This window comes from Pseudomonas fluorescens, from assembly GCF_902498065.1.
Lineage (GTDB): Bacteria > Pseudomonadota > Gammaproteobacteria > Pseudomonadales > Pseudomonadaceae > Aquipseudomonas > Aquipseudomonas fluorescens_BJ.
Genome location: NZ_CABVIR010000001.1, coordinates 457884 through 484488, shown reverse-complemented (window position 1 = coordinate 484488; position 26605 = coordinate 457884). Strand labels below are relative to the sequence as shown.

30 protein-coding genes and 1 pseudogene are annotated in these 26605 nt (G+C 60.1%); 19 read left to right on the top strand and 12 right to left on the bottom strand.

Annotated elements, in window-relative coordinates:
• The 5 genes and pseudogenes from F8N43_RS02400 to F8N43_RS02380 all read left to right on the top strand — a co-directional run bounded on the left by F8N43_RS02400 (position 1) and on the right by F8N43_RS02380 (position 1972).
• Positions 1-801, top strand: a complete 801-nt coding sequence (locus F8N43_RS02400; protein ID WP_150632008.1) for a sulfite exporter TauE/SafE family protein — start codon at positions 1-3, stop codon at positions 799-801.
• 11 nt (positions 802-812) lie between these two features.
• Positions 813-917: pseudogene (locus F8N43_RS29420) on the top strand (transcriptional regulator); the annotation flags it as partial.
• Positions 914-1354 carry a YeeE/YedE family protein gene (locus F8N43_RS02390; protein ID WP_150632007.1) on the top strand — a complete coding sequence of 147 codons (441 nt, stop codon included), beginning with the start codon at positions 914-916 and terminating at the stop codon, positions 1352-1354. The pseudogene F8N43_RS29420 and the gene F8N43_RS02390, both read left to right, overlap by 4 nt.
• Positions 1351-1770, top strand: a complete 420-nt coding sequence (locus F8N43_RS02385; protein ID WP_150632006.1) for a DUF6691 family protein — start codon at positions 1351-1353, stop codon at positions 1768-1770. The genes F8N43_RS02390 and F8N43_RS02385 overlap by 4 nt, the downstream gene beginning before the upstream one ends.
• 13 nt (positions 1771-1783) lie before the next feature.
• On the top strand, positions 1784-1972 hold the full coding sequence (locus tag F8N43_RS02380; protein ID WP_150632005.1) for a DUF2892 domain-containing protein: 189 nt from the start codon (positions 1784-1786) through the stop codon (positions 1970-1972).
• A gap of 266 nt (positions 1973-2238) precedes the next feature.
• On the opposite strand, the gene F8N43_RS02375 is transcribed toward F8N43_RS02380, so the two are convergent.
• From F8N43_RS02375 to F8N43_RS02365, 3 genes are all read right to left on the bottom strand, one after another.
• Positions 2239-3693, bottom strand: coding sequence for a TrkH family potassium uptake protein (locus F8N43_RS02375; protein WP_150638606.1), 1455 nt, complete (start codon positions 3691-3693; stop codon positions 2239-2241).
• A 250-nt stretch (positions 3694-3943) separates the two neighbouring features.
• Entirely contained in the window at positions 3944-4939 is a 996-nt protein-coding gene (locus tag F8N43_RS02370) for a methyltransferase (protein WP_150653135.1), read from the bottom strand.
• Between the two features lie 10 nt (positions 4940-4949).
• Positions 4950-6335 carry an iron-containing redox enzyme family protein gene (locus F8N43_RS02365; RefSeq protein WP_150653134.1) on the bottom strand — a complete coding sequence of 462 codons (1386 nt, stop codon included), beginning with the start codon at positions 6333-6335 and terminating at the stop codon, positions 4950-4952.
• A 196-nt stretch (positions 6336-6531) separates the two neighbouring features.
• On the opposite strand from F8N43_RS02365, the gene F8N43_RS02360 reads away from it, so the two are divergent.
• Positions 6532-6978 (top strand): cupin domain-containing protein, encoded by a 447-nt coding sequence (locus tag F8N43_RS02360; protein ID WP_150632001.1) that lies wholly within the window; start codon positions 6532-6534, stop codon positions 6976-6978.
• A 97-nt stretch (positions 6979-7075) separates the two neighbouring features.
• On the opposite strand, the gene F8N43_RS02355 is transcribed toward F8N43_RS02360, so the two are convergent.
• Positions 7076-7789, bottom strand: coding sequence for a tellurite resistance TerB family protein (locus tag F8N43_RS02355; protein WP_150653133.1), 714 nt, complete (start codon positions 7787-7789; stop codon positions 7076-7078).
• 368 nt (positions 7790-8157) lie between these two features.
• Here F8N43_RS02355 and pcsA point away from each other — a divergent pair, with 368 nt between their 5' ends.
• From pcsA to F8N43_RS02340, 3 genes are all read left to right on the top strand, one after another.
• Positions 8158-8880 carry a phosphatidylcholine synthase gene (pcsA, locus tag F8N43_RS02350; protein WP_150638614.1) on the top strand — a complete coding sequence of 241 codons (723 nt, stop codon included), beginning with the start codon at positions 8158-8160 and terminating at the stop codon, positions 8878-8880.
• A gap of 6 nt (positions 8881-8886) precedes the next feature.
• Entirely contained in the window at positions 8887-9273 is a 387-nt protein-coding gene (locus tag F8N43_RS02345) for a DUF488 domain-containing protein (RefSeq protein WP_150653132.1), read from the top strand.
• Positions 9274-9491: 218 nt separating this feature from the next.
• Positions 9492-10418 (top strand): universal stress protein, encoded by a 927-nt coding sequence (locus tag F8N43_RS02340; RefSeq protein WP_150653131.1) that lies wholly within the window; start codon positions 9492-9494, stop codon positions 10416-10418.
• 145 nt (positions 10419-10563) lie between these two features.
• On the opposite strand, the gene F8N43_RS02335 is transcribed toward F8N43_RS02340, so the two are convergent.
• Together F8N43_RS02335 and F8N43_RS02330 are read right to left on the bottom strand one after the other, a co-directional pair.
• Positions 10564-11376: a class I SAM-dependent methyltransferase gene (locus F8N43_RS02335; protein WP_150631997.1), complete on the bottom strand. Its 813-nt coding sequence runs from the start codon at positions 11374-11376 to the stop codon at positions 10564-10566.
• Positions 11377-11411: 35 nt separating this feature from the next.
• Complete coding sequence (locus F8N43_RS02330; RefSeq protein WP_150631996.1) at positions 11412-11681, bottom strand: DUF4242 domain-containing protein; 270 nt, start codon at positions 11679-11681, stop codon at positions 11412-11414.
• Positions 11682-11863: 182 nt separating this feature from the next.
• Between F8N43_RS02330 and F8N43_RS02325 the strand changes: the two genes are divergently transcribed.
• Together F8N43_RS02325 and F8N43_RS02320 are read left to right on the top strand one after the other, a co-directional pair.
• A complete protein-coding gene (locus F8N43_RS02325) occupies positions 11864-12853 on the top strand; it encodes an AraC family transcriptional regulator (RefSeq protein ID WP_150653130.1) in 990 nt (329 codons plus the stop codon).
• A 41-nt stretch (positions 12854-12894) separates the two neighbouring features.
• The gene (locus F8N43_RS02320; protein ID WP_150653129.1) at positions 12895-13356 is read left to right on the top strand and encodes a GNAT family N-acetyltransferase; all 462 of its coding nucleotides are present in this window, start codon (positions 12895-12897) and stop codon (positions 13354-13356) included.
• 17 nt (positions 13357-13373) lie between these two features.
• On the opposite strand, the gene F8N43_RS02315 is transcribed toward F8N43_RS02320, so the two are convergent.
• From F8N43_RS02315 to F8N43_RS02305, 3 genes are all read right to left on the bottom strand, one after another.
• Positions 13374-14606, bottom strand: coding sequence for a cytochrome c biogenesis protein DipZ (locus F8N43_RS02315; protein ID WP_150638621.1), 1233 nt, complete (start codon positions 14604-14606; stop codon positions 13374-13376).
• Positions 14607-14779: 173 nt separating this feature from the next.
• On the bottom strand, positions 14780-15034 hold the full coding sequence (locus tag F8N43_RS02310) for a hypothetical protein (RefSeq protein ID WP_150653128.1): 255 nt from the start codon (positions 15032-15034) through the stop codon (positions 14780-14782).
• Positions 15035-15082: 48 nt separating this feature from the next.
• A complete protein-coding gene (locus tag F8N43_RS02305; RefSeq protein ID WP_017338029.1) occupies positions 15083-15343 on the bottom strand; it encodes a DUF2790 domain-containing protein in 261 nt (86 codons plus the stop codon).
• Between the two features lie 306 nt (positions 15344-15649).
• Between F8N43_RS02305 and F8N43_RS02300 the strand changes: the two genes are divergently transcribed.
• The 5 genes from F8N43_RS02300 (at position 15650) to F8N43_RS02280 (ending at position 19974) form a co-directional block, all read left to right on the top strand.
• Positions 15650-16390, top strand: a complete 741-nt coding sequence (locus tag F8N43_RS02300; protein ID WP_150631991.1) for a response regulator — start codon at positions 15650-15652, stop codon at positions 16388-16390.
• Complete coding sequence (locus F8N43_RS02295; protein WP_150653127.1) at positions 16387-17694, top strand: ATP-binding protein; 1308 nt, start codon at positions 16387-16389, stop codon at positions 17692-17694. The genes F8N43_RS02300 and F8N43_RS02295 overlap by 4 nt, the downstream gene beginning before the upstream one ends.
• 117 nt (positions 17695-17811) lie before the next feature.
• Positions 17812-18444 carry a CDP-alcohol phosphatidyltransferase family protein gene (locus F8N43_RS02290; protein ID WP_150638627.1) on the top strand — a complete coding sequence of 211 codons (633 nt, stop codon included), beginning with the start codon at positions 17812-17814 and terminating at the stop codon, positions 18442-18444.
• Positions 18431-19030 carry a lysophospholipid acyltransferase family protein gene (locus F8N43_RS02285; RefSeq protein WP_150631988.1) on the top strand — a complete coding sequence of 200 codons (600 nt, stop codon included), beginning with the start codon at positions 18431-18433 and terminating at the stop codon, positions 19028-19030. Before F8N43_RS02290 ends, F8N43_RS02285 begins: the two co-directional genes overlap by 14 nt.
• On the top strand, positions 19027-19974 hold the full coding sequence (locus tag F8N43_RS02280; RefSeq protein WP_150631987.1) for a phosphatidate cytidylyltransferase: 948 nt from the start codon (positions 19027-19029) through the stop codon (positions 19972-19974). The genes F8N43_RS02285 and F8N43_RS02280 overlap by 4 nt, the downstream gene beginning before the upstream one ends.
• 143 nt (positions 19975-20117) lie before the next feature.
• Here the strand turns inward: F8N43_RS02280 and F8N43_RS02275 are convergent, their stop codons facing one another.
• From F8N43_RS02275 to F8N43_RS02265, 3 genes are all read right to left on the bottom strand, one after another.
• Complete coding sequence (locus F8N43_RS02275; protein ID WP_150653126.1) at positions 20118-20876, bottom strand: DUF2063 domain-containing protein; 759 nt, start codon at positions 20874-20876, stop codon at positions 20118-20120.
• On the bottom strand, positions 20869-21708 hold the full coding sequence (locus F8N43_RS02270; RefSeq protein WP_150653125.1) for a DUF692 domain-containing protein: 840 nt from the start codon (positions 21706-21708) through the stop codon (positions 20869-20871). The genes F8N43_RS02275 and F8N43_RS02270 overlap by 8 nt, the downstream gene beginning before the upstream one ends.
• 144 nt (positions 21709-21852) lie before the next feature.
• Positions 21853-23187, bottom strand: coding sequence for an acetamidase/formamidase family protein (locus F8N43_RS02265; RefSeq protein WP_150631983.1), 1335 nt, complete (start codon positions 23185-23187; stop codon positions 21853-21855).
• Between the two features lie 447 nt (positions 23188-23634).
• On the opposite strand from F8N43_RS02265, the gene F8N43_RS02255 reads away from it, so the two are divergent.
• The 3 genes from F8N43_RS02255 to F8N43_RS02245 all read left to right on the top strand — a co-directional run bounded on the left by F8N43_RS02255 (position 23635) and on the right by F8N43_RS02245 (position 26602).
• Positions 23635-24681 carry a class I SAM-dependent methyltransferase gene (locus F8N43_RS02255; protein WP_150631982.1) on the top strand — a complete coding sequence of 349 codons (1047 nt, stop codon included), beginning with the start codon at positions 23635-23637 and terminating at the stop codon, positions 24679-24681.
• Between the two features lie 125 nt (positions 24682-24806).
• Entirely contained in the window at positions 24807-25649 is an 843-nt protein-coding gene (locus F8N43_RS02250; protein WP_150631981.1) for an NAD-dependent protein deacetylase, read from the top strand.
• 248 nt (positions 25650-25897) lie between these two features.
• Positions 25898-26602 (top strand): hypothetical protein, encoded by a 705-nt coding sequence (locus tag F8N43_RS02245; protein WP_150638633.1) that lies wholly within the window; start codon positions 25898-25900, stop codon positions 26600-26602.
• Positions 26603-26605: the final 3 nt, after the last annotated feature.

Below are 26605 nucleotides of genomic sequence, written 5' to 3'. Positions count from 1 at the left end.
ATGATCGTGGTCTTGCTGCTCGGGCTTACTGTAGGAGTCATTCTGGCGCTGACCGGCGCCGGCGGAGGAATACTGGCTGTTCCCTTGCTGGTGTTTGGAGTGGGCTTGAGCATGGCTGAAGCAGGGCCAATTGGTTTATTGGCTGTCGGTTTAGCCGCGACCCTGGGTGCCGTAATGGGACTCAAAAACGGCACCGTCCGCTATAAAGCGGCGCTTTTAGTTGCAGGCGCAGGGATCGTCTGTTCTCCACTCGGCCTTTGGCTGGCGCAGCGCACACCTAACCGCCCGTTGACGATCCTGTTTGCCTTCGTGCTGATGTACGTTGCGTTTCGGGTCTATCAACGATCACTCGCGCCCTCCACGGAGTCGAAGCCCCCCGTCACATCCAAACCACCACCTTGCCTATTGGACGTCAACCGAGGAAAGCTTAACTGGACGGGTCCGTGTGCATGGGCACTCACCGTCTCTGGCATTGTCGCGGGAGGGCTTTCTGGTTTGCTCGGCGTGGGCGGTGGCTTTGTGATGGTGCCAGCGCTCCAGCGATACACCAATTTGACAGCGCAGTCGGTGCTCGCGACGTCTCTGGCCGTTATTGCGCTGGTATCAATTTCCGGCGTTGCCGCAAGCTCGGCAGCCGGGCACTTGCAGTGGGCAGTTGCCATTCCGTTTTCCATCGGAGCATTGGTCGGAATGGTCGGCGGGCGTCTGATCGCGGCACGGCTGGCGGGTCCACACTTACAAAAAGGCTTCGCCGCAGTTTCCATGGTGGTTGCGGTGGCCTTGCTGGTGAAAGCGATTTAGTCATGTGCATGAGCCGCCATCACGGAAAGCAGGTGTTCTATCGCATCAGCAGCCCCGCAGCATTGGCAGTCATCCACCCCCTCTATCAACAATTTCGCGCCGGAGAATCCACATGAATGTCGACTGGCTCAACTTCACGCCCTGGTCATCCCTTGCCGGAGGCGCATTGATTGGCCTGGCGGCCAGTCTATTTGTCGTTGCCAACGGACGTATCGCAGGCATCAGCGGTCTGATCGGCAGTCTTTTACAGCGCGGGAGCGAGGGGGTGAGTGAGAAAGTACTTTTTCTCCTGGGCCTGCTCATCGCGCCGCTGCTATGGGGCTTGTTCGCCACGCTGCCACAGATTGAGTTCAAAAGTGGCTGGTTCGGACTGATCGTCGCCGGTGTATTGGTGGGCATCGGCACACGATACGGCTCAGGTTGCACCAGTGGCCATGGAGTGTGCGGCCTATCGCGCCTTTCGCCGCGATCGATGGTCGCCACTGTGTGTTTCATGCTCAGCGGTTTCTCCACAGTGTTTGTCCTGCGTCATCTTCTGGGGGGTTGGACATGATCAAACTGACCGCATTCATTGCTGGCCTGCTGTTCGGCTTGGGTCTGCTTCTGGCAGGCATGGCCAACCCGAGCAAAGTACTCGCTTTCCTGGACTTAACCGGTGCCTGGGACCCTTCCTTGGCGTTGGTCATGGTCGGGGCCATTGGCATAGCCGTTGGCCCGCTGACCTGGGCACGCCGACAATCCAGTTCGCTGCTGGGAAGGCCAATGCAGCTACCGATCAAACGTGAGTTGGACCCGCGCTTGATTGGCGGGAGCCTGTTGTTCGGCATCGGCTGGGGAATAGCCGGCATCTGTCCTGGCCCCGCCGTGGCAATTCTGCTGACAGGACACTGGCAAGTGATCGTATTCATGTTGGCCATGCTGGCCGGCATGTTGTTGTTTACTGCGCTGGAGACCCGGCGCAACCATTGATCGGGAGATCGCCATGAAAACGAACATTGGAACCATTGACCGAGGCTTGCGCGTCGTCGCCGGTCTGCTTCTCATTGGCCTCAGTTTGTCCGGTGTGATCGGCATGTGGGGTTGGATAGGTTTAGTGCCACTGGCCACTGGCATTTTCCGTTTCTGCCCCGTCTATACATTGCTAGGCATCAAAACCTGTAACCGTTGCTGAGCGACAACCGTTGCACGCTTGCGGGTGCTTGAAGATGCCCGTGGTGGTTTAGGTACGCAGCGCTGATCACGGTTCCTTACCAAAACCCTTTGGTAGATCAGCACTCCACTTCGTATATCGAAAAGAAAGCGAGTTCCATCATGAACCCCATGTGGAAGCTTTTTTTGACTCCGCTACGCACCAGGAAAAGAGGATGTCTTCCAGCAATCCTTGGTTGTAGGTTGGGCAAACACGATAACCCTCGCGGTGTTGCCGTTGAGCGAAGATTAGTACCTCCAAAAAACCGGTGTAATAAGTACCAGCACAGTGAGTATCTCCAATCGCCCCAGTAGCATGCCAATGGTGAGCAACCATTTTGCGGCATCAGGTAATGATGAGAAGTTACCGGCAGGCCCGATGATCGTACCCAGACCTGGTCCAACGTTGCATACCGCAGTAGCCGCGCCACTCAAAGCTGTCGTCCAATCCAGTCCGATTAATGCGAGTCCCAGGGCGATTACCGCAATGGTGATGGTAAAGAAAAATGAGAAGGTCAAAAGCGAGCGCAAGATTTCCTCATCAATGGGGTGACCATTGTACTTTTTCTGAATCACTGCTCGCGGATGGATCAATTGCTTCAAACTACTTACCAGTAAAGCGGCAGCAACCTGGAATCGGAAAATTTTAAGGCCGCCAGCCGTCGAGCCTGAGCATCCGCCGACAAAGGTCAGGTAGAAAAAAAGCAAAACTGCGAAGCTACCCCATAGGGTGTAATCGCCAACCGCAATTCCGGTGGTGGTGACGACCGAGGTCACATTGACCGCCACGATACGAAACGCGTCCCACCATCCGTAATCGCTGTGAAAACACAGCCAAGTCCCCACAACCAGCCAGGTGACGATCAAGAATCCTAGAAACCCGCGTACCTGATGATCCTTGATGAGCGCACGCCGATGGCCGCGCAATGTCGCGACGTATAAGGTAAAGGGCAGGCTACCCATAATCATGATGACCACCGCTACCCAGTGAATCGATGGTTGCGCCCAATGCCCAAGTGAGGCATCCGAAGTTGAGAATCCACCGGTCGAAATCAACGACATTGCGTGGTTGACCGCTTCAAACGGCGTCATCCCAGCGATCCAGAGCGCCAGTGCTCCGACACCAGTAAGCCCCAGATAGAGCGAAAGGATGTACTTGGCTGCCACATGGGAGCGCGGCGTCACTTTTTCCGACCAGTCAGAGGACTCTGTCTGAAAAAGACGCATGCCACCTACTCGCAACAGTGGAAGGATCGCCACAGCCATGCCGATGAAGCCGATACCACCCAACCAGTGAAGCATCGAGCGCCATATCAACAAGCCAGGAGATGAGGTATCCAGACCGGTGAGGACAGTCGAGCCCGTGGTCGTGATGCCAGACATTGTTTCGAAGAACGCGTCGGTGTAGCTGATATCGCTGATAAACACCATTGGCAACGCTGCGAAGGAGCACACCACCACCCAACTAGCCGTAGTCAGCAGGTACATGTCCCTCGGGCGAAGCTGGGCAATGTCTGGGCGCCCCCGCACGATCAATAGGAGGCCACAGATGATCGTAATCAAACTCGACCAAAGAAAGGCCGACAGATCGTCGTTACGATCGAAAGCCAGCAGCGTGATCATTGGAATAGCCATGCTTATGGCTAGAGTGATCAGAAAAATGCCTAAGATGAAGCCGATAAGCCGCATTGCTGCGAGGGACATAAAATAACCTGCCAAATTAGCGCCGCGCAGTATCGAATGCCCAACTTATAGGCCCCGTAAATTTTTCGTAAAATTTTTTACAGGCAATCAGTCAACCAGCGGGAGTACCCGCACAGATCATAGTCCTGCTTTCAGGCGCTCAGGAAGGGTTCGGGGGATTGGCCTTTTGAAAACCTTTCATTTCCATCTCCTTAGCGCATGCCAATCATCTGACAGGACACAAGCCCGACAGTGGTCATCGCCAGATTCTTCACGGCTCACCCCCCGCGGCAGATTCAACGCTTGCGTCGATCCCCGGACTGAGCCGCGTCACGATCAGCGCAACCACCGCAATCCGCTCCACGCGCTGGTAGCCGGGGTTCAACAACTCTTCGCCGAACACGTCAGGATCGATTTCGCGATAGGTCCAGCCGCAGCGCGCCGTCTCCAGATACGGGGTGACCGCGTCCAGAAAAGGATCGCGGCCCTCGACCATCGCGACGCCGGTGTACAGCACCAGCGAGCCGCCGGGGGCCAGGCGATTCAACGCTTGCTCGACAATGCGCAACGACAATTGCGCGCCGAACGCACCGCCGCCATGGCGATAGGCGCGCTCGGCCGGGTCAGCCATATAGGGTGGATTGGCAACGATCAGGTCGAAGGTGCCGTCGACATCCTGCAGTACATCGCTGGTCTCGATGCGGACGTTGGTCACTTCCGCGAGTGCGGCGTTGATGGTTGTCAGACGTAACGCCGCCGGATTGATATCGACCGCCAGCACCTCGGCTTCGCGGCGCGCGCGGGCGATCACAATGGCGCCGACGCCGGCCCCGCAGCCGATGTCCACGGCGCGCCTGATCGGTGCGAAGCTCTGCTGCAGATGGGCGTGGATCAGTTGAGCAAACCGGTAAGTGTCGGGGCCGAAGAACACCGAGTCTGCCGCGTCGGTGGGGAAACTCGAATGCACGAACAACAGCTCATCCAGGCTTGACCAGCGCACCCGGCTTGCCAGCCGACCGCTGCGCTCTTCGAGGATGCCGGCCTGTAGCAACTGACGCTGTTCATCCGCCGACAACAGCCCTGGCGCAAACGCCCTGGACCAGCCGTAGACATCGCGAAGGTTCGCGGCGAGCTGTCCGGCGCGGGCATTGACCCGTTCATGCGTCAGCGGCGTCGGCGTGATAAAGCGGTAACCGTCAGCCTGCAAACGGCGCCCCAGTTGCAGCAAAGCCAGATCGTCGGCGCTCAGGTGCGCTTCCTGATTCATAAAACGCTCCCTATCGCAGGCTGGATTTGAGTTCGATGAATCGTCGCGTGGCCATCAGACCGGCGGGATGAGCGTGGCGGTGGGCAGACAGCCACGGGATCAACACGTGCATCTGCTGGTGCGCAGACAACCCTTGCAGCGCCGCTTGCAGGCTTTGGATGTCCGGGTCATTGGCTGGCACGGGAGGTTCTGCCGGGACGCCACTGTTGCGTCGAACGGCGGCCGCTGAGCGCTCAGGCGTCCAGTCACCGGCGATCCAATCGTGCAGCAGCTGTTTTTCATACGGACTGAACACCCCGAACATGGCGGCGCCGTCGCCCTCGATCAACTGCCAGAAGCGGCTGTCCTGCGGAGCCTGGTGGCGTTTGATCCAACCCTTGTTTTCCATGGCGGCGAGAAAACCCGGCAACTGCTCCGGCGCGCTCAGCCACTGATTGACGGTCTTGCCGTCAAACCGGCAGTAATCGGAATGCATGTGCTGGCCGAACGGGCGTTTGCGTTCCAGCATGTTCAGCACTTCGCCGTAAAGGTCGAATGATTCGATGATCGCGCGACTGCCCTGCCCCAAATCATTGAGTCGGTAACCGCGGGCGACGCGGCGTAGAAAGTCCTCGCGATCACCCTCGACCGGCAACAACTGCAACACCGACTGCACGGCTTTTTGCGCGTGCCCGGTGCTGGCGTTGTCGATGGTCACGTGCAGGGTGAAGTAATACGGATCGATGCCCAATTCGCTGAGCTCGTAGGCGCTGATCAGCAAGTGCAGGGGCAGTTGTTCATAGCCGAGGTTGTAGCCGATCACCTCGGGCAAAAACCCGTCGCTGCACTCACCCAATGCCAGTTGTATTGCACCTTGCAGATAATGCTCGTCAGCGATCACGCCGCTGTCGTGCAAGCCATGGTCGGCGAGGAGTTTTCGGTAGATGACCACGTGATTCTGCGCCGGATTGCCCTCACCCAACTCTTCCAGATAGGTGCACACCAGTCCTTCGAAACGCGGGTCGCGCCAGTGCTGCAGCAAGCCATACAACCAGGCGCCGTCGACAAGTTTGGTCGGGGCAACGGCTTGCAGAAAAAACAGCGCGTGCGCCTTGTTGCTGAAGAACTGCCGCGGCCCGCCGTCCTTGCGGGCTTTCAGGTAGTCGGCGTATTGGCGAGCCACGTCCGCACTGTGCTGTTCGACGAAGGATTGCAGGGCCGATACGTCGTGCGGCAGGTCGTCGGGCAGGTCGGCGGTCTGTTGCAGCTGCGCTTCAAGCAAGGCCTGGCCCAGCGCCCGGCGTTGCTCGCTATCGCTGTTCATCAGCAGTTGCTCATAGCATTGCTTCAGGCTGCCGGCGGTCGGGATTGCGTGCTCATGGGCAGGCTGGGATTCCAGTCGTGTCAGGGCAGTCATGGTGCTCATCTCTCGGTCTGAGGCCAGTGGCAGGACGCTGAATCAGCACGTCTCTACATCAGCAGAGCAATTCGCCTGGAAAAAAATTCAATCGGGGTTGAAATTGCCCTGACAGACGGACAGATGGCCGGGCACCGGGCACATCTGCAAGTGAATATACTCAGCGGGGTGTGGACGCATCCTTCGGAGAGCAATCATGCGAACGGTTCACGTCATCGTGCCCGAAAAAACCCCGGGGCCGGTCAATGTGGTGGGCGAGGCAATCACGGTTCTCGCCGGCGGCGATCTGAGCAAACCCTTTGAAATGCACATTCAGGAAGGCGTGCAAGGAGGCGGGCCGCCGCCGCATTTCCATCCGTGGGACGAGGCTTTTTACGTCACTGACGGGCAGGTCGAAGTGACCGTCGAGGGCAAGTCCAGCACCGTTTCTGCCGGCGGCTATGTGCATATCCCCGGGGGGTCGATCCATGCCTACAAGAACATCAGCGCGACCGCGAGGATGATTGGTGTGGTGTCCGATCCGCGCGGCGGGCAGTTTTTTACAGCCGTTGATCGGCTCAGGGTGCCGGAGGATTTGCCGCGAATTCTGGAGATTGCCGAAGCGCACGGGGTTACGTTTCTGATTCCGAAGGCGCCTGTCTGAAGTTCGGTGCAAGATTCCAGGGCGCTTCGCCAGCAAGCCGGCTCCTACAGGTCACGGGTGTACCCATTGCAGGAGCTGGCTTGCCAGCGATGGCGATTCAAGCCGCGCCACCCTTGGCCTGCTGCTCCAGATGCACCTGCAACTGCGGATCAATCTTCAGCGCCGCCGCCAATTCATCCAGATAGCTGCGCTCGGCGTCTTGTTGATCGTCCACCAGCATCACGCTGGCCAGGTACATTTCCGCGGCCATCGCCGGGTCCGTCGCCGATTGCGCCACATCCGCGGCATCCAGCGGCCGGGCGACTTCATCATCCAGCCATTGCTGCAGTTGCGGGTCATCGGTGTGGCGGCCGATTTCAGTGCTGATCATGTGTTTCTCGGCGTCGTCGATCCGGCCATCGGCCTTCGCCGCCGCTATCAACGCGCGAAGGACCGCGTGGCTGTGGTCCTCGACTTCCGGGCCGGAGAGCAGATCCACGGTGCGTGGTGCCTGTTGCGGCGCGGTCGCCTGGCTGCGTTGCCAGGCCTGATACGCCTGAAAAGCCATCATCCCCAGGGACGCCAACGCCGCGTAGTTGGTGCCTCCGCCCGAGCGATGCTGGGTCGAGCCGCCCACGGCAGATCCGCCGCCGAGCAAGCCACCGAGCAAGCCGCCCAAACCGGCGTTTGCACCGGCACCGCCGCCCAGCAGACCACCGAGCAACCCACCGAGTCCGCCGCCCATACCGCCTTGAGGTGTGCCGCCACTTTGCCGAGTCATCGAGCCCTGGCCGGCACGCAAGAGTTGTTCGAGCAAATCGCTGGTGTTCATGACGGCGTCCTCATCGGTGGGAGTTATCCAGTCAGGCAACAATAGTCCTCGTAGGCCATTGCGCCATTACCGTTTGGCTGACTTCGTTGCCCATTCTGTCTCACACTCGTTCCCCCTGTAGACGCTGGTTGCAGGCTCCTACGGGGGGATGTGGCTATCAGATACATTGGTCGCCTGAACAAGAATTTCCTCAAGCGAACAGGACCCGCATTAATCCAGAGTATTTTTCGGTGGCCCAGCTAAGATTCACGAGTGGTGAACCTTATTCCCGGATTTCCGGTCGATACCTGCAACCCGACCCGGTTCGCCGCCGCTCTCGATCAACGAGGGTGATGACTGGCTTGCTTCACTTTCTGGAGAACGCCCCCGTGATATCCACCCTACACATCGCCAGGCTCAAAGCATGGGGCGCCCATGGTTTTACCGCCACTGGCGTGGTCACAGCCTTCCTCGCCACCCTCGCGCTGCTGGAAAACCAGCCCACCAATTGCCTGCTGTGGCTGGGCGTCGCACTGATCGTCGACGGGCTCGACGGCGCACTGGCGCGCAAGGTCAATGTGCAATCGGTGCTGCCGAGCTTCGACGGTTCGATCCTTGACCTGGTCATTGATTACCTGACGTATGTGTTCATCCCGGCACTGTTTATCTATCGTTACATCCCGTTGCCGGACTACACGCTACTGCTGACCGTGTCGCTGATCCTGGTCTCGTCGCTGTTTTGCTTCTGCAACGTCAACATGAAAAGCAAAGACAACTACTTCCAGGGCTTCCCCGCCGCGTGGAACGTGGTTGCGCTGTGCCTGTACATCATCGCCCCGTCGCCGTGGATCACCCTGCTCACCGTCATCGGCCTGGCGGTGCTGACCGTGACCCGGATGAAATTCCTGCACCCGTTTCGCGTACGCAAGTTCATGCCGATCAACATCGCCGTGACGGCTATCTGGCTGCTGTGCAGCTTGTCGCTGGTGATCAACCATCCGGTGATCAACCCGATGGTGATGGGGCTCTGGTTGCTGATGTCGGCCTATTTCCTGGGGATTTGCATCTGGCGCACGGCAATGGAGTGGTTTGACGGCTCGCGACACCCGTAAGTCGCCATGCCCATTCATATCGTGCGACTCGGCTCACCGCGCCTGCCCGATGAAGGCCTTCGGATAGGCACGGTACGCCGCCCGCCCAGGGGCGTGCCAAAGGCTGACTTTGCCCGTCGGGATTTTTATGATGTGTGGCAGCCGCTGTTGTCGCCCAGTGCCGAATTAGTGACCGAGGCCAAGGCAGCGGCAGACGAAAAAGCCTGGGAAGGTTTCAAGCGCAAGTTCAAGGCTGAAATGAATCAGCCGGCGCCCAGCCATTTGCTGGATCTGCTGGCGGCTCTCTCCCATCAAACCTCACTGTCCGTCGGCTGCTATTGCGAGGATGAAGCGCACTGCCATCGCTCCGTGCTGCGTGAGCTGCTGGAAGCACGCGGTGCCAAGGTTGTTTAAACAAGACAAACACAACAAATCCCCTAGTAGAAGCTGGCTTGCCGGGCGCCTACAAGGGGGCCGCGTTGTGATCGGGATTTCGTTTCAGAGCGTGCTCGCCACGTTCATCACGCCATCTCGCCCCGCCTGGCCGGACGGCAGGTTGATCATGGTCAATACTTAAAGGATTGAATGCCTGTCGAATGAGCCTAAGCTCGTTTACCCACGGGAGGTTTGTCATGTCTGAGCAATCACGTTTCATGCTGGTCGCCTCACCCCTGATGGAACACAGCCCCGCCTTCGACAGGGCCGCAGCGCTGGCCAAGGCTGAAGACGCGGCGCTGCACATCGTTGCGTTTGATTACCTGGAAGGCCTGGCGACCGCCAGTCTGGTCAACGAAAAGGCGCTGGAGCAGATGCGCCTGGGCTATGTCGATCGACACCGCCAATGGCTTGAGGATCAGGCGCGGCCCTTGCGCAAGATCGGGGTGCACGTCACCACCGAAGTGGCGTGGGTCGATCGGCCGCTGGAGGAAATCCTGATTCATCTGAAAGAGCAGCCGATGGACGTGCTGATCAAAGCGCTGGAGCCGCATTCGATGCTCTCGCGGCTGATGTTCACGCCACTCGACGTGCATTTGCTGCGTGAATGCCCGGTGCCGTTGCATTTCGTCAGCCATGCCGTGCATGCGTTGCCGCGCAAGATCGTCGCGGCGGTCGACCCGTTCCATCGTGATGATCACTACAAAAGCTTCAACGACCGCATTCTTCACGAAGCGGCGAAACTGGCGAGCGCCTGTAATGCCGAGCTGGATGTGGTCTACGCCTATGACCTGTCATCCATCAGCGCCGATGAATTCGGCTTCGACAACGGTTCGGCGTTTTTCTCGTCGAGCACCGCCAGGACCCTGTTCGACTACCAGGAAGCCGCCTTCAACGAACTGGCCGAACGCAACGGCATCGCGCCGGAGCAACGGCACATGATCATGGGCAACCCGGCGAAGGTCCTGACCCGCTACGCCGACGCCTACGACGTCGACGTGATCGTCATGGGCCGGATCGGCCATCGCGGCCTGGGCAGGTTGATCGGCAGCACGGTGGAGCACTTGCTGTACAAAATGCCCTGCAGTGTCTGGGTGGTGTACACCGAGCGGCTGGATGAGTAACGAGGCCAGTTGAAAACGCACGAAAACTGTGGGAGCGAGACCGGCTTGCCGGCGATGACTGAGTCATAGCCAACATTGATGTCGATTGACTCACCGCCATCGCGAGCAAGCCGGTCTCGCTCCCACAGGGTTTTGTGTGGGAAAGTCAGCGCCTTGTGATCACCACTTCCAGGTATTCACTCGGCACCACCAGCGACTTTTCACCCGCCCGGTTCAAGCGGTTGATCAGCTCGGTCAAATCACTTTCAAGGGCCTGGGCGCCTTCGGGAGGCAGCGCCGCGAACGCCTTGTGGACCGGGCCGTACCAGGTGCGGAACGTGTCGATGAAATGTGCGGCCGAGCGGTAGCGGAAGTTAAAAAGCCGCCGTGTCACCTGAAGCAGAAAGTCGCGCTCATCAAAGTGCGTATGCAGCCACGCTTCGGAACCCCAGTTCGACGGGGGTTGTGCCCCCGGCGGAGGCGGCAAGTGCCGGCCCAGGGTCTTGAACATCTGGCCGACAAAGCCTTCGGGCGTCCAGTTGGCGAGACCGATCCGGCCCCCAGGACGGCAGACCCGCGCCAGCTCGGCGGCGGCTTTGGACTGGTCCGGTGCGAACATCACGCCGAAGGTCGACAGCACGGCATCGAAACTGCCGTCCTCGAACGGCAGCGCCTCGGCGTCCGCCACTTGGAAGGTCACCTCCAGGCGTTCCGCCCTGGCCCGGTCTTCACCGCGCTCAAGCAGCGCGGCGACATAGTCGGTGGACGTGACGTGGCTACCGCGGCGCGCGGCCGCCAGTGTCGCGTTGCCGTTGCCGGCGGCGACGTCCAGCACACGCTCATCGCATAGCAGGTCGCAGGCTTCGGCAAGCTGCTCGCCGACAATCTGCAACGTGGTGCCGATCACGGCATAGTCGCCACTGGCCCAGGCGGCCATCTGACGGTTTTTCAAGGCAGTGAGATCAATGGGAGTACTCATTCGATCGCTCCGTTACGAGTTCAAACGCCCCCGGCTTATTCTGCCGTAGTGGGGTCGATGACGGTCATGACCTGGGAAATGCGGTTGGCCGGAAAACCGCTCTGCCTGGCGTGTTCCCTGATCAACTCTTCGTTGGGCGAGATGTACACGCAGTAGAGCTTGTCACCGGTGACATAACTCTGCTGCCACTGCACCTCCGGCAAGTCGCGCAACGCCCTGCAGGACTTTTGCGAAGCCGCTTTCAAATCCCTTTCTGACAGTGTTCCAGCACCCGGAATCTCGCGTTCAATGACGAACTTCGGCATGGCAACCTCTCATTCTTGTTATTGATGACAGGGTCGGCAGACCCTGTGTGACCACTATCGCGCTGCTGGCCGGGGGCGTCCTGCCCGATCGTCGGCCAACACTGTCCGATCGTCCGGAGGTTTTGCGTTGCGCCGCGACAGGCTCACAATCAAAAGCTGCCCGCCCACAGGGGAAAACCACCATGGACGCCCTGTCCCAGACCCTGCGCGTCGTCCGCCTGGTCGGCGCGATTTTCATCAACGCCAGGTTCTCCGCGCCCTGGTGCTACCAGTCGCCGAGCGCCGATACGGCAGCACCGTTCCTGGAGCCCGGCGCCGAACGCGTGGTGATCTTTCATTTGATCACCGAAGGCGAGTGTTACGTCGAACTCGGCGATGATCCGCCCCTTCTTCTAACGGCCGGTGATGTAGTGGTGTTCCCTCAGGGAGACGCGCACCGCATGGCCTCGGCACCCGGCCTCAAACCGGCAACAGGTGCGCGGCTGGACGTGGTGCTGTCACGGCGTCCGCGACAGTTGAGCTACGGCGGTGGCGGCACAGTCACGCGGCTGGTGTGCGGCTATCTGGCGTGCGACACGCGATTGGCGGGCATGTTGCTGACCGGGTTGCCGGCCGTGGTGCGGGTCAATGTGCGCGGCTCGAATGCCGGCATGTGGCTGGAATCGTCGGTTCGTTACGCACTGACTGAAGCACGCTCGCCGAGGCCCGGCGGCGAAGGGGTTCTGGCCAAACTGGCCGAGGTGCTGTTCATCGAGGTGCTGCGCCTGTACATGCATGAACAGGGCGAAGGACGAACGGGATGGCTGGCGGGCGTGGGTGACCGGATCGTTGGCGCCGCCCTCAACGCGTTGCACAAAAAACCCTGTCATGCCTGGACACTGGATGAACTGGCGCGCACCGCCGGCACGTCAAGATCGGTGTTGGCCGAACGCTTTCAACAATTGGTGGGCATTTCGCCGATGCAGTACCTGACGCAATGGCGGATGCTGCTGGCGGCGAACCTGTTACGCAGCAGTAACAGCTCACTGTTGCGCATCGCCGAAGAGGTCGGCTACCAGACCGACACGGCCTTCAGCCGAGCATTTCGTCGTGAGTTCGGCGCGCCGCCCGCGGCATGGCGACGAGGTCAGACGGCTTCGCGGAGCCACCTCGGGATTGCCGGGACGTCGTGAATCGGCTCTTATGGGCCACCGACTTTTGAAAGGATTCAACCATGACACCCCAACTGGACTGGCTCGCCGCCCACCCGCAGCACAGCGACACTTTCGCCGCCTGGCTCCATCGGCAATTTCACTACGAATACGTCGACCAACCCCTGCCCGACTGGCAACAGGAGTTTGCAGAGGGCCAACTGAACGGCCACTGGAAATGCCTGATTGCGCTGGAGGGGGATCAATTGAAAGGTGGCGCAGCGTTGGCCAAAGCGGATCTGGCCCATCGCCCGGATCTGGGTCCGTGGCTGGCCTGCGTCTTCATCACACCTGAAGCGCGCGGGAAGGGTCTGGCGGAGCGATTGATCGAGGGTATCTGCGAGGAAGCGAGGGCCAGCGGTGTGAAGAGGATTTATCTGCACACCCAGGATAAACGCGACTACTACGCCAAGCGTGGCTGGACGGTGCTGGACTCATTTCGGGCCTGGGACAAAGAACAATGGCTCATGGTGCGAGACCTGTGAGCCATTGATGTTCAGGTTTACACCGCGGGTGCGGTGGCGGCCTTGGCGTCTGCCTTGGCCTCTTCCAGCAGTTGCTGAATCACCTTCTCCTGCGTGTCATAGCTGCCTTCACCGAAGTGGGTGTAACGCACCTGACCCTTGGCGTCGATCAGGTAGTGAGCGGGCCAGTACTGGTTTTCAAAGTTGCGCCAGATCGTGTAGTTGTTGTCGATGGCCACCGGGTAGGTGATGCCGAGCTTCTTCACCTGATCCTTGACGTTGCCAATGATGCGTTCGAAGCCGTACTCAGGGGTGTGGACGCCGATCACCACCAAGCCATCCTTCTCGTATTTCTTCGCCCAGTCCTTCACGTAAGGCAGGGTGTGCTGGCAGTTGATGCAGTCGTAGGTCCAGAAGTCCACCAGCACCACTTTGCCTTTGAGCGAGTCATTGGTCAGTGCTGGCGAGTTGATCCATTCGACGGCGCCGGACAGCGATGGCATCGGACCTTGAGCATTGTCCAGGCTCGAATCGGCCTTGACTTTGCTGACCAGGAAATCGACCACTTTCGGGACGCTTTCCAACACGCCTTTCTCGAGGCTGCTGACACCTTCCGAAGAAGTACCGGCCAGCAGGGTCTTGTCGGCGCCGGTGGAAATCACCGCAGCAGCCGCCAGCACCGCAACACCGGCCCCACGACGCAACCAGCCCGTGACAGGGATCGACGCTTTCAAGCGATTGACCAGGCCGCGACCAGCGAAGATCAAGGTGCCCAGGGACAATGCGCTGCCCAGGCCGTAGGCCACCAGCAACAGACTGGTTTGGGCGTTGGCACCTTGCAGCATGGCGCCAGTGAGGATCACCCCGAGGATCGGCCCGGCGCACGGCGCCCAGAGCAGACCGGTAGCGACGCCGATCATCACTGAACCCAGCGGGCCGGACATTTTGCGGGTGTCGGGGTCGAGGCGATTGCCCAACAGAACGAACGGGCGTGCCAGCCAGCCGCCGACCCGCGCGGAAATCAGCGACAGGGCGAACAGCGCCATGACGATCAGGGCCACGTGACGACCGGTGTTGTTGGCTTGCACCACCCATTCACTGCTGACCACGGCCAGACTGGAAACCAGGGCGAAGGTCAGGACCATGCCGCCGAGGGTGAGCAGGATCGACGAGCGAGTACGGTCAACGCCGGCGAACAGAAATGGCACGACCGGGAGGATGCAAGGGCTGAGGACGGTCAATATGCCGCCCAGGAAAGCGATGAGAAACATGGGGATCACCTTGGAAATAATAGAGGGCGGCGCACCACACATAACCTGTGGGAGCGGGCTTGCCCGCGATGAGGCCGGTACATTCAACGTTGATGTCGACTGACAGTCCGTCATCGCGGGCAAGTCCGCTCCCACATTGGATCAGGGGGTGACTACTGAAATACTGTCCGGCTTCAGGCCGTCTGCTCATCCAGCAACTGACCCTGTGGTGTGCGGCTGCTACCGTTCTCGGCAACCATCTGACCTTGCGGCGTGCGACTGGAACCGTCCTGTACCAGCAAGTCATTGACGCCCTGCTCGTTCACCGGGGTCAGCTGGAAACAGGTGCTGCTGCCGCAGGTGCTTTGTTCAACGGCGGCGTTGGCGTGGGCGGCAGCGCCGGCAAGGGCGAAGGCAGTGGCGGTCAAAAAGCGGGTTACGTTGTTCATGGTGTTTTTCCTGTTGCGAAGGGGATTGGCAATCGGTCAGCGAAGGACTCAGTTGTCTGAGTCGCAGTCAGCAAATTTGCGGTAGTCCAGGACCTGGGTTTTGTTCTGGGAATCCAGGTAAGTCAGCTGGGCATCGACAATCCCGCAGGAATTCGAGGCGTCCTGTTTCAGCGACACCACTTTCTTGATGTCCAGGTGCGTGCCGTAGGAGTAGGTTTTAGCGGTGACGTCTGCTTCGGCACGAGCCGACAAGGTGCAGATATTCAGTGCGGCAAACAGACAAGCGGCGTAGATGGCTTTAGTGTTCATGGCGGTTTCCTCAAGGCTTCAATGGGTAGATCGTTCAATGGAGCCGAGGCGGTTGGGTGTGCCTCGATGGAACCTATTAGAAGGCCCTGAGGTATCTCGTCTGTGTCGAGAAGCGGCGCGTGTAAATCGGTACGTATCAAAGGGGCCTGCCGATACACAGCGATACAAAACCCCTGAAATCCCGGGTTTTTAAGTCCATGTGTATCCCTCGACACAGCAGATACACTGCAATACAAAGGGTGGCGGGCGAGCGGGCAAAGGCTCGATAGACTGTGTGTCATTCCCTATTTGAAGAGGCTTGGCCCCATGGAACACGTCGATCACATCCTCATCGTGGACGATGACCGCGAGATTCGAGAGCTGGTAGGCAACTACCTGAAGAAGAACGGCCTGCGCACCACCGTCGTGGCGGATGGCCGACAGATGCGCGCGTTCCTGGAAACCACGCCGGTGGACCTGATTGTGCTCGACATCATGATGCCGGGCGACGATGGCCTGATGCTGTGCCGCGAGATCCGCGCCGGCAAACACAAGACCACGCCGGTGCTGATGCTCACCGCCCGCAACGATGAAACCGACCGCATCATCGGTCTGGAAATGGGCGCCGACGATTACCTCGTCAAGCCGTTCGCCGCCCGTGAACTGCTCGCGCGAATCAACGCGGTGCTGCGGCGCACGCGGATGCTGCCGCCCAACCTGGTGGTCACCGAAAGCGGACGTCTGCTGGCCTTCGGTCGCTGGCGCCTGGACACTTCGGCCCGCCATCTGCTCGATGACGACGGCACCATGGTCGCGCTCAGCGGCGCGGAATATCGCCTGCTGCGGGTGTTCCTCGATCATCCGCAACGGGTGCTCAACCGCGACCAGTTGCTGAACCTGACCCAGGGCCGCGACGCCGATCTGTTCGACCGCTCCATCGATTTGCTGGTCAGCCGCCTGCGTCAGCGCTTGCTCGACGACGCGCGGGAACCGGCCTACATCAAAACCGTGCGCAGCGAAGGCTATGTGTTTTCGCTACCGGTGGAAGTCCTCGGGGCGCCCTCATGAACCTTTCTCTGCGATGGCCCCGCACCCTCGCCTCGCGGCTGTCGCTGATCTTCCTGATCGGCTTGATTCTGGCGCAGGCGCTGTCGTTCGGCGCGCAGTACTACGAGCGTTACGAAAGCGCAAAAAACACCATGCTGGGCAATCTGGAAACCGACGTTTCGACGTCCATCGCCATCCTCGACCGCTTGCCGGCCGGAGAGCGCATGAGCTGGCTGAAACAGCTGGATCGCCGCAACTACCGCTACTTGCTGGATGAAGGCTCGCCGGGCACGGCGATGAGCGATACGCCTATCGCGGTGACCTCGATCAAGGACGCCATCGGCAAGGATTACCCCATGACCGTGACCGACATTCCCGGTCCGATCAAACATTTCCAGGTCCATCTGAAACTGGCCGATGGCAGCCCCGTCACCATCGACGTGCGTCCGGCGATGGTTCCGTTGTCTCCCTGGTTGCCGATTGTTTTGCTCGGCCAACTGTTGCTGATGATTCTCTGCACCTGGCTGGCCGTGAGAATCGCCATTCGCCCCCTCACCCGTCTCGCACAGGCGGTCGAAACACTGGACCCCAACACCCACCCGGTGCACCTGGATGAAAAAGGCCCGACCGAAGTCGCCCATGCGGCCATGGCCTTCAATGCCATGCAGGCGCGCATTGCTGCCTATCTGAAAGAGCGCATGCAATTGCTGGCGGCGATTTCCCACGACCTGCAAACCCCGATCACCCGGATGAAACTGCGCGCCGAGCTCATGGACGACTGCAGCGAAAAAGACAAACTGTGGAACGACCTTGGCGAGATGGAACACCTGGTGCGCGAAGGCGTGGCCTATGCCCGCAGCGTCCATGGCGCCACCGAAGAGAGCCGGCGCACCGATCTGGATTCATTCCTCGACAGCCTGGTGTTCGACTATCAGGACGTGGGCAAGGACGTCCAGCTCAGCGGAAAAAGTGAGACCGTCATCGACACCCGGCCGCACGCCTTGCGTCGCGTGCTGGTGAACCTGACGGACAATGCGCTCAAATTTGCCGGCGCTGCGGAACTGCGGGTGGAATCGAAGCCTGGCGGCAGCTTGTCGGTGAAGGTCATGGACCGCGGCCCCGGGATTGCCGAAGAGGAACTGGCCCATGTCATGGAGCCGTTCTACCGCGTGGAGAACTCACGCAACCGCAGCACCGGCGGGACCGGCCTCGGCCTGGCGATTGCCCAGCAACTGGCGCTGGCGCTAGGCGGCTCGTTGACCCTGAGCAATCGCGAGGGCGGCGGTTTATGCGCGGAGTTGAAATTACCGACTCGCCCTGCGTAGGAGCCGGCTTGCCGGCGATGGACGTTAACGATAACGCGTGTTTTCTGGATAAACGCGTTATCGTTAACACCCTTCGCGAGCAAGCTCGCTCCTACAAAAGTGATATGGACATTGCCAATGGATGAAAACAGAAGACCCATCAAGACGCGCTCTGCGGGCTGGGCCAAATACGTCACCGACAGGTTGGTGAAAAGGGACATCTCCCCCAATCAGATCTCCGTCGCCAGCATCGCCTTCGCGCTCGCGGGCATCATCGCGCTCAATATCGACACTGGCGTCATCGGCTCGATCCTCTGTGCGCTCGGCATTCAGTTGCGCCTGTTGTGCAACCTCTTCGACGGGATGGTCGCGATTGAGGGCGGCAAGAAATCCGACATCGGCAGCCTCTACAACGAATTCCCCGACCGGATTGCCGACAGCCTGCTGATTGTCGGCCTGGGCTACGCCATCGGCTACTCTGACCTTGGCTGGTTCGCCGCTCTGGCCGCAGCATTGACGGCTTACGTCAGGGTATTTGGCGGTTCGATCGGTCTCAAGCAGAGCTTCATCGGCCCGATGGCCAAGCAACACCGGATGGCGGTGATGACGGCGGGCCTTGTGTTGAACGCTGTCGAAGCGAGCGTTTATGCCAGTCACTATGTGCTGTTGATTGCGCTGGTCATCATCGCTGTCGGCGCCGTCGCGACGTGCGTCACGCGAACGCTGGACATTTCCAAACAGCTAAAAGGTGCCGTCCATGTGGATCAGTAATGCGCTGATTTCAGTCCTGCGATTCCTCATCGGCGTCACGGCGAGATGGGAGAGCCCCCCGGACCTCACGCGCCAGCGCATCTATTTCGCTAACCACACCAGCCACATGGACACCCTGGCAATCATCGCCGCCCTGCCCCCCGAGGCCCGGGTCAATGTGAAACCGGTGGCCGCCGCCGATTACTGGGGCAAGAACCGGTTCCTGTCGTACATCTCCCAGAAAGGCCTGAATGCAGTCCTGATCGAACGTAACCCGGCGCCCGGCGTGAACGTGCTGGAGCCGATTTTCGATGTGGTGCGCGCTGGCCATTCGATCATCATTTTTCCGGAAGGTACGCGGTCCAGCCAGGCATTGCCCGGTGAATTCAAATCGGGGCTTTACCGCTTGAGCGAAACCTTCCCCGATGTCGACCTGGTGCCCATCTACCTGGAAAACCTGCATCGTTCCATGCCCAAAGGCAAACACGTGCCGCTGCCGATTATCTGCACGATCCGCATCGGCAACCCGATGCAACGGGTTGCCGGTGAGGAAAAACAAGTGTTCCTGGAGCGGGCGCGTGACGCCATTGTGAGGCTGTCCAAATGAGTCTTGAATCAAAGTTCCTGTGGTTCTTTTTTGGCATAGCCTGCTTGCTGGCGGTGGCGTCGCTCACCGGTCGACTGCTGGCCAAACGGGCAAAATCGGAAAGCTCGGCCGCGACCATCGACAACCTCAACCAGCGCGTGAATGCCTGGTGGGGAATGGTGGTCATCTTCTTCGTGTCCTACCAGTTGGGCGGCAATGCCACCGTCGTGCTCTTTGGCTTCATTTCGCTGTTCGCACTCAGGGAGTTCATCACCCTGACACCGACCACCCGGGGCGACCATAACGCGTTGTTTTCGGCGTTTTTCATCCTGATTCCACTGCAGTATGTGCTGATCGGAACCCATTGGTATTCGATGTTCACATTGCTCATTCCGGTGTATGCGTTCCTGCTGCTACCGGCGATTGCGGTGCTGAGCCAGGACACCGAAGGCTTTTTGGAGAGAACGGCGAAGATCCAGTGGGGCGTGATGATTTGCATCTATTGCATCAGCCACGCACCGGCGCTGTTATTGCTGGATCTGGAAGGCTTCCAGGGCCAGAACGCGCTGCTGCTGTTCTACCTGGTGTTCGTCGTGCAGTTGAGTGACGTGTTGCAGTACGTGTTCGGCAAGCTCTTCGGCAAGCACAAGGTTGCGCCGCTGGTGAGCCCGTCGAAAACCGTGGAAGGCCTGGTCGGCGGCGGTTTGTCGGCCACGCTGATTGGCGGCTGCATGTTCTGGATGACGCCGTTCAGTTTCTGGCAATCGCTGATGATGTCGTTTGTGATTGTGGTGATGGGTTTCCTGGGCGGCCTGGTGATGTCGGCGATCAAGCGCAGCCTCAGCGCCAAGGACTGGGGCACCATGATCAAGGGCCACGGCGGCATGCTCGACCGGATGGACTCGATCTGCTTCGCGGCACCGATCTTCTTTCACCTGACGCGGTATTTCTTTTCGGCCCAGTAATTTCAGACACCACCCGTCCCCTGTGGAAGCGAGCATGCTCGCGATGACTGAGTGTCAGCCAACATCGATGCAGGATGTGTTGGCCTCATCGCGAGCAAGCTCGCTTCCACAGGGTTATTGGGTGTTTGGAGGATGGTGTTTGGTCAGGCAATTACGCCAACCACCCCTTCCCCCTGCATCTGCCGCAACAACGTCGTCCCGCTATCGATGAAGTCCTGCGATCCGGTTGTTCCTGCCTCGACAGCCAAACCCTCCAACTGCTCGCGCCCGTTCAGCTCGGGAAACTCGCCAATTCGCTGCAACAAGCGCCACGCCAACGGGCTCAACGCGGAAAACTTCACACTCCAGTCCTCAACCCGGCGCACCAGCAGCAACGTCGGCTCGGCCGGTACAGCGTCCGGTTGATAATCCGGTCCGACCAGATGCACCGGCCAGGCATACGCCAACGGCCAGGCCAGCGACGAAAGCTGCAGCGGTCGATCCAGCAACAGCCCGGCATCGCCGGGTGGCAAAGGCTCGGCCTCGGCTTGTTGCAACACCATCTCGACCCACTCGTAATGCGCCAGCTCCACCATGAACGGCGGCCACGGCCCCTCGCGCAACGCTGACGGCTCTGACGCGAGAAAGTCGACAAACTCCCTGGCGATCTCCCCGAATTTGGGTGTGTACGCTCGGTAGTCCCGCAGGAAAATTCGCAACAGCGAACGCCAGTGCTCATCGCCAAGAATCTTGATCAGCACCGGAAAGGTGCCGCTGAGCAATATCGAGAGGTTGTTGAAAATCAGGTCGCGGTAAACCTGCGCCCGCGCCACGTCCATTCCGGCCGGCGGCGCGCAATGATCGGGGTCACGCAGGTAAAGCCCCAAGGTGTTTTGCTGCTCAAACAGGCCTGAGTTAGCCACGGGTCACCCCCTCGGTTTGCAAGCGGCGGATGGTCTGCAATTCGGCGACCAATTCAGAGAACGCAGGGAAATTGAAATCACGCTCAAGCAACGTCGGTTGCGCGCCGAACCGGGCATAGGCCTGGGCCAGCAACGACCACACCACCGGTTTCACCGATGCACCGTGGGTGTCGATTTTCAACGTGTCGGATTCATCGAAATGCCCGGCCACGTGCATCGCCACCACCCGGCCCGAATCGATGCCGGCCAGAAACGCCTGCGGATCGAAACCGTGGTTGATCGAGTTGACGTACACATTGTTGACGTCCAGCAACAGGTCGCAATCGGCTTCACGCAGCACCGCGTTGGTGAACGTCAGCTCATCCATGTCCTGCTGCGGCGCGGCGTAATAGGAGACGTTTTCCACCGCCAGGCGCCGACCGAGAATGTCCTGGGACTGACGAATGCGCGCGGCGACGTGGTGCACCGCTTCTTCGGTAAAGGGCAGCGGCAACAGGTCGTAAAGGTGACCGTCATCGCTGCAGTAGCTCAGGTGCTCGCTGTACAGCGGCACGTTGTACTGATCGAGAAAACCCCGCACTTCCTGCAAAAACCCGACGTCCAGCGGCGCCGGCCCGCCCAGTGACAGCGACAGACCATGACAGGACAACGGATAACGTTCGGCCAGGGCCAGCAACGCCGCGCCATGGGCGCCGCCGATGCCGATCCAGTTCTCCGGCGCGACTTCCAGAAAGTCGAAATCGCCCACACGGGCGGCTTGAAGGTCTTTCATTAAACCGCGACGCAGGCCCAGTCCGACGGTGGCCTTCGTTGATGGAATGGAAGTCTGCATGATGGCGATCTCAGAGGTTGTCAGAACGTAATCACAGTTAACCGAAACGGTGTATCGGGCCTGTGTTGCGTTCCGGCAGAAATTCGCAACGGTTGTATCGCCGGCGGCTCTGTACACACTTCGGTACAGAGCCGCCGGTGGGCGTTACGCCAGGTCGTATTTTTCGCGCACCAGATGGCCGATGCCGATGCGATCGAGTACGTCCATCGGGCACAGGAAGGTCACGCGCACGGTGCCGGGCAAGCGGCTGATGTCAATCGAGCCGGTGATGGTCGCGCGGTTGAGCACTTCGTCATACGGCAGGCCAGTGACCGAAGCGGCACGTTGCAAGCCGTTCTCCACGGCCACGTTAAGGTTCTCGCCGCTGCCGATAAAGGTGATCGGGCCGCTCTGCTCGATCTCGGTCTGGCCCCAGCGCTCGCCCAGTTCGCGGACTTTCTGCCGTTGCAGGGCATTCATCGGCCGTGCCATCGGCGGCAGATCGTCGAGGTTTTGCAGGAGGATTGGCCCTTCCAGTGTCAGGTTCTTGATCACTTCGACCTGCACTTCGGTTTCCCCGGAGCAGTCGGTGGCATGCCCGGCGATCTCGCCGTTGCCCTGCTGGGCATGCATGTCGCCCATGTACACACCGGCGCCCGGGACTTTCACCGGGCAGATCAATACGCAGCCTTCGCGGATCGAGTTGGTGTCCATGTGACCGTCGGTTTTGGCCGCATGCAATTCCTCACGCGTCATGCCGAAACGGTGCGGTGCGCCGATCAGGTATTGGCCGAAGTCGGCGCAATTGTGCGAGTCCGGCAAGTCCCGCGATGGCGTGGTGCCGATGTTGCCGAGGAACGGCCGCATGTGCGCGGCGACGCCGGGGATGTCGGCGCGGGCCAGGGACAGGATCGAATGCTGGGCGGCGAATTCCGGCAGCGCCGACATTTCGGAGGCATTCCCGGCCAGTTGGTTGGCCGCGTCCTGATTGACGGTCAGGCTGACCTGATTCTGCGCATCGAACACGATCACGTACCCGTGGCTGAAGCGGAAGGCGCTGACCTCGGCGCCGCAGTTGCTGCAACGAATCGAATCTTCACCGATGCCTTCGACGTAGCTGGCCGGGTGTTCGGTGCCGCATTTGCTACAGAATTTCGCGACGAACGGATCACCGTTGTAGCGGCCTTCAACGAAGCTCATCACGCCGGACGACGTGGCCAGCGAGGTGACGCGCATGCTTTTGATCTTGATCGCCACGGCGTCGCCGATTTCGGCACCGGCGATGGCCACCGGCTGGGTCACTTCATGGCCGCCCTCGAAGGCCGGCGTAATCATCGGCCCCCAGCAGCCCGGCGGTGTGCCGGTGATCAGGGTGCCGCCATCGGCCAACGGGCCGAGCATTGGCTGGCTTGGGCCGATGAGGCCGTTGGTGTACTGGTCGACGCGCAGGCGCTCGACGGGGGCAGATGTCAGGTCGGTTTCAGGCAGGAGTGTGGTCATTGTTGTCCCCTTCACGGTGTATAGGGTGCCAAACGGCCTATGCAGTTCATCGCAGGTTTGTATCTGGGCTGTGTTCGGCAGTGGCCCGGTATTAAGGGGAAATGTATCGATCAGGAGTCGGGATACATTGGGATACATGCAATCTCAGATCACTAATGGACTCTGTGGGAGCGGGCTTGCCCGCGATGGCAGTGTGTCAGGCGACAGGTAGGTTGGATGTACCGACCTCATCGCGGGCAAGCCCGCTCCCACAGGGTTCAGCGCGAACCAAAACGTGCAGCCTCAGGCGCTTTCGTCGCTCCAGCCAGCAGCCCACAGCCCCCGAACTAAACTTAGTGCACTCAGGACGCGGTTATTGTCCTGTTCATTCCCACGACCACCGCCCAGAGCTGGATGCCTCGAAAAACAACGCCTCTGGACCGTGATCCTGCAAAAGGAGCACACGTGATGGACGAGGCCAGACTCAACGATTTCATGGGCAAACTGGTGAACGACATGGGTGGGGCGGCGATGCTCGCCAACGTCATCCTCGGCGAAGAGCTCGGGCTGTACCGGGCGATGGCTGACAGTCAGTTGATCAGCCCCGAAACCCTCGCCGACAAAACCGGCTGCAACCCCCGCCTGCTGCGCGAATGGCTCAGCGCCCACGCCGCGTCCGGTTACATGGAACACCGCGACGGCCAGTTCCGTCTGCCCGAAGAGCAAGCCCTGGCACTGGCGATCGAAGACTCACCGGTCTACGTCGCGGGCGGTATCGGCGTGGTCGCGTCGTTTTTCCACGACAAGGACAAGCTGGTCAAAGCCATGCGCGGCAATGGCGCCCTGCCCTGGGGCGACCACCATCCGTGCATGTTCAGCGGCACGGAACGGTTCTTCCGGCCCGGCTACAAAGCGCACCTGGTCGCCGAATGGCTACCGGCCCTCGACGGCGTCGTCGCCAAACTGGAGGCTGGCGCCAAGGTCGCGGACATCGGCTGCGGGCATGGCGCATCGACGGTGATCATGGCCCAGGCGTTCCCGGACTCGCGGTTCGTCGGCTTCGACTACCACGCGCCGTCCGTCACCGTCGCCACCCAACGTGCCGAGGAAGGCGGTGTGTCCGGGCGGGCGCGGTTCTTCCAGGGCACGGCAAAAAGCTATCCCGGTGACGACTACGACCTGATCTGCTATTTCGACTGCCTGCATGACATGGGCGACCCGGTGGGCGCGGCACGGCACGCCTATGAATCGCTGAAACCGGACGGCACGGTGCTGCTGGTGGAACCGTTCGCCAACGACAAGCTCGATGACAACGTTACCCCGGTTGGACGGTTGTTCTACGCCGCCTCGACGTTCATTTGCACCCCGAACTCGCTGTCTCAGGAAGTCGGCCTCGGGCTCGGCGCCCAGGCAGGCGAGGCGCGGCTGCGCAAGGTGTTTACGGAGGCGGGATTCAGCACATTCCGGCGGGCGACGGAAACACCGTTCAACCTGATACTCGAAGCTCGCAAGTAAACACCACACCTGTAGGAGCCGGCTTGCCGGCGATGGCGTCCGAATGATCGCCATCGCCGGCAAGCCGGCTTCTACAGGGTTCAGTGCTACCCTGCACACACTCAAGGTTTACCGGAGTGTTAAACATGCTCGACAGCCGTACCCGCGAAGAACTCGACCGGCTCCAGCAACTCATGGCCGACCAGCCGTTCGTGGTCCTGACCGGTGCCGGCATCAGCACCCCGTCGGGCATTCCGGACTACCGCGACCACCAGGGCGTGCGCCGTGGCCGGCAACCGATGATGTATCAGGAGTTTCTCGGCGCCCCCGAATCCCGGCGCCGCTATTGGGCGCGGGCGATGCTGGGCTGGCCACGGGTGCGTCAGGCTCAGCCGAATGTGGCGCACGAGGCGCTGGCCAGTCTGCAAAGTACGCAGCAAATCAGTGGATTGATCACCCAGAACGTCGACACCTTGCACGACCAGGCCGGCAGCCACGACGTGATCGAACTGCATGGCAGCCTGCATCGGGTGCTGTGCCTGGATTGCGGGCAGCGCAGTGAGAGGGATTCCATCCAGCAGTTGATGGAAGCGCAGAATCCGTACCTGGCCGGCGTGGATGCGGTGCAGGCGCCGGACGGCGACACGCTGCTCGACCCGGGGTTCGAAGCGCGGTTTCAGGTACCGCATTGCCCGCATTGCGCGGGCGAGCGAATGAAACCGGACGTGGTGTTTTTTGGCGAGAACGTGGCGCAGCAGACAGCGGCGAAAGCGATGGCTGCGGTGGAAAAAGCGGCGGGATTACTGGTGGTGGGCTCTTCGTTGATGGCGTATTCGGCGTTTCGCTTGTGCCGGGTGGTGGCGGATCAAGGCAAGCCGCTGATTGCAATCAATCTGGGCAAGACGCGAGCGGATGACCTCCTCGACCTGAAAATAGAGGCCTCCTGCGAGCAACTATTACCGTTACTCGCCCAGCGCCTGACACCGTAACAACTGACACTGCAGGCGGGAGGTCTTCACTGCACATCAGGCGATACCACGCTTTACCTGCCGCGCCGTTGCTGGATAATGGCAACCTGCCACAACGGGCGACCGCTCCTCGGCCTCCCGCGGTATTTTTTTGCAACAGCCCGACATTTGCCATCAAGCACGGACGGCTACAAAACAAGGAGTTGGCAGCGTTGATACCACAGCAAGATTCACTCACAGCACCTACCCGCACTCAGAAAGTTGCCTCGATGATCACCCGAGGCATGGCAGGCCTCGGGGTCTTGCTCGGCGCCATGTGGGCATTGATCACCTATGCCGTGCCGGATCCCAGCGTGTTCGGCTTCAGTTTCATCAGCTGGAAAAACGTGGTGTTGCTGGTCAGCACCTTCCTGTTCCTGGGCGTGGTTTCCATCGGTTGGCAGATCCGCAACCTCACGCCGATGCTCAGGGGTGTGTTGCAGTTCTTCATGGTCGCAGGCCTGTCTTTCGGCTTTTTCATTTTGGGCACGGAGTACGCCAAGCCCTCGTTCGAATTCGCCAAACTGCAGTCCAAGGTCGTAGAAAACGAAGGCAGCAACCTGCTCGGCAAACGCATGGAAGTGCTGGATAACGTACGTATTGAATTGGAAGGTTGCGAAAACATCGGTCGTTTGCCGACCTGCACCTTTGAACTGACCAACCTGAACGTCGACCGCAGCTTCCGCTTCAACGATGACACCGTGCTGTTCGACGAATCTGGCGGTCCACTCAAAGGCCAATCAGCCCGGGTGGGCCAGGTCGAGGACAACATCTGGCTGCAGTTTCAGCTGATCCGCAACGTACCGACCCGGGTCACGCTGACGTTCCAGCAGAGCAACAGCAAGTTGAGTAAAACGCCAGCGATCAAGCTCGCGTTTCGTGACGGGAACAATGACCCGCTGCTGCTCAAGTTCAGTGAGGTTGCACTGCACTAAACG

Coding starts and splice junctions, on each gene's coding strand:
- F8N43_RS02400 (WP_150632008.1), top strand. CDS start 1: ATGATCGTGGTCTTGCTGCTCGGGCTTACTGTAGGAGTCATTCTGGCG.
- F8N43_RS02390 (WP_150632007.1), top strand. CDS start 914: ATGAATGTCGACTGGCTCAACTTCACGCCCTGGTCATCCCTTGCCGGA.
- F8N43_RS02385 (WP_150632006.1), top strand. CDS start 1,351: ATGATCAAACTGACCGCATTCATTGCTGGCCTGCTGTTCGGCTTGGGT.
- F8N43_RS02380 (WP_150632005.1), top strand. CDS start 1,784: ATGAAAACGAACATTGGAACCATTGACCGAGGCTTGCGCGTCGTCGCC.
- F8N43_RS02375 (WP_150638606.1), bottom strand. CDS start 3,693: ATGTCCCTCGCAGCAATGCGGCTTATCGGCTTCATCTTAGGCATTTTT.
- F8N43_RS02370 (WP_150653135.1), bottom strand. CDS start 4,939: ATGAATCAGGAAGCGCACCTGAGCGCCGACGATCTGGCTTTGCTGCAA.
- F8N43_RS02365 (WP_150653134.1), bottom strand. CDS start 6,335: ATGACTGCCCTGACACGACTGGAATCCCAGCCTGCCCATGAGCACGCA.
- F8N43_RS02360 (WP_150632001.1), top strand. CDS start 6,532: ATGCGAACGGTTCACGTCATCGTGCCCGAAAAAACCCCGGGGCCGGTC.
- F8N43_RS02355 (WP_150653133.1), bottom strand. CDS start 7,789: ATGAACACCAGCGATTTGCTCGAACAACTCTTGCGTGCCGGCCAGGGC.
- F8N43_RS02345 (WP_150653132.1), top strand. CDS start 8,887: ATGCCCATTCATATCGTGCGACTCGGCTCACCGCGCCTGCCCGATGAA.
- F8N43_RS02340 (WP_150653131.1), top strand. CDS start 9,492: ATGTCTGAGCAATCACGTTTCATGCTGGTCGCCTCACCCCTGATGGAA.
- F8N43_RS02335 (WP_150631997.1), bottom strand. CDS start 11,376: ATGAGTACTCCCATTGATCTCACTGCCTTGAAAAACCGTCAGATGGCC.
- F8N43_RS02330 (WP_150631996.1), bottom strand. CDS start 11,681: ATGCCGAAGTTCGTCATTGAACGCGAGATTCCGGGTGCTGGAACACTG.
- F8N43_RS02325 (WP_150653130.1), top strand. CDS start 11,864: ATGGACGCCCTGTCCCAGACCCTGCGCGTCGTCCGCCTGGTCGGCGCG.
- F8N43_RS02320 (WP_150653129.1), top strand. CDS start 12,895: ATGACACCCCAACTGGACTGGCTCGCCGCCCACCCGCAGCACAGCGAC.
- F8N43_RS02315 (WP_150638621.1), bottom strand. CDS start 14,606: ATGTTTCTCATCGCTTTCCTGGGCGGCATATTGACCGTCCTCAGCCCT.
- F8N43_RS02310 (WP_150653128.1), bottom strand. CDS start 15,034: ATGAACAACGTAACCCGCTTTTTGACCGCCACTGCCTTCGCCCTTGCC.
- F8N43_RS02305 (WP_017338029.1), bottom strand. CDS start 15,343: ATGAACACTAAAGCCATCTACGCCGCTTGTCTGTTTGCCGCACTGAAT.
- F8N43_RS02300 (WP_150631991.1), top strand. CDS start 15,650: ATGGAACACGTCGATCACATCCTCATCGTGGACGATGACCGCGAGATT.
- F8N43_RS02295 (WP_150653127.1), top strand. CDS start 16,387: ATGAACCTTTCTCTGCGATGGCCCCGCACCCTCGCCTCGCGGCTGTCG.
- F8N43_RS02290 (WP_150638627.1), top strand. CDS start 17,812: ATGGATGAAAACAGAAGACCCATCAAGACGCGCTCTGCGGGCTGGGCC.
- F8N43_RS02285 (WP_150631988.1), top strand. CDS start 18,431: ATGTGGATCAGTAATGCGCTGATTTCAGTCCTGCGATTCCTCATCGGC.
- F8N43_RS02280 (WP_150631987.1), top strand. CDS start 19,027: ATGAGTCTTGAATCAAAGTTCCTGTGGTTCTTTTTTGGCATAGCCTGC.
- F8N43_RS02270 (WP_150653125.1), bottom strand. CDS start 21,708: ATGCAGACTTCCATTCCATCAACGAAGGCCACCGTCGGACTGGGCCTG.
- F8N43_RS02265 (WP_150631983.1), bottom strand. CDS start 23,187: ATGACCACACTCCTGCCTGAAACCGACCTGACATCTGCCCCCGTCGAG.
- F8N43_RS02255 (WP_150631982.1), top strand. CDS start 23,635: ATGGACGAGGCCAGACTCAACGATTTCATGGGCAAACTGGTGAACGAC.
- F8N43_RS02250 (WP_150631981.1), top strand. CDS start 24,807: ATGCTCGACAGCCGTACCCGCGAAGAACTCGACCGGCTCCAGCAACTC.
- F8N43_RS02245 (WP_150638633.1), top strand. CDS start 25,898: ATGATCACCCGAGGCATGGCAGGCCTCGGGGTCTTGCTCGGCGCCATG.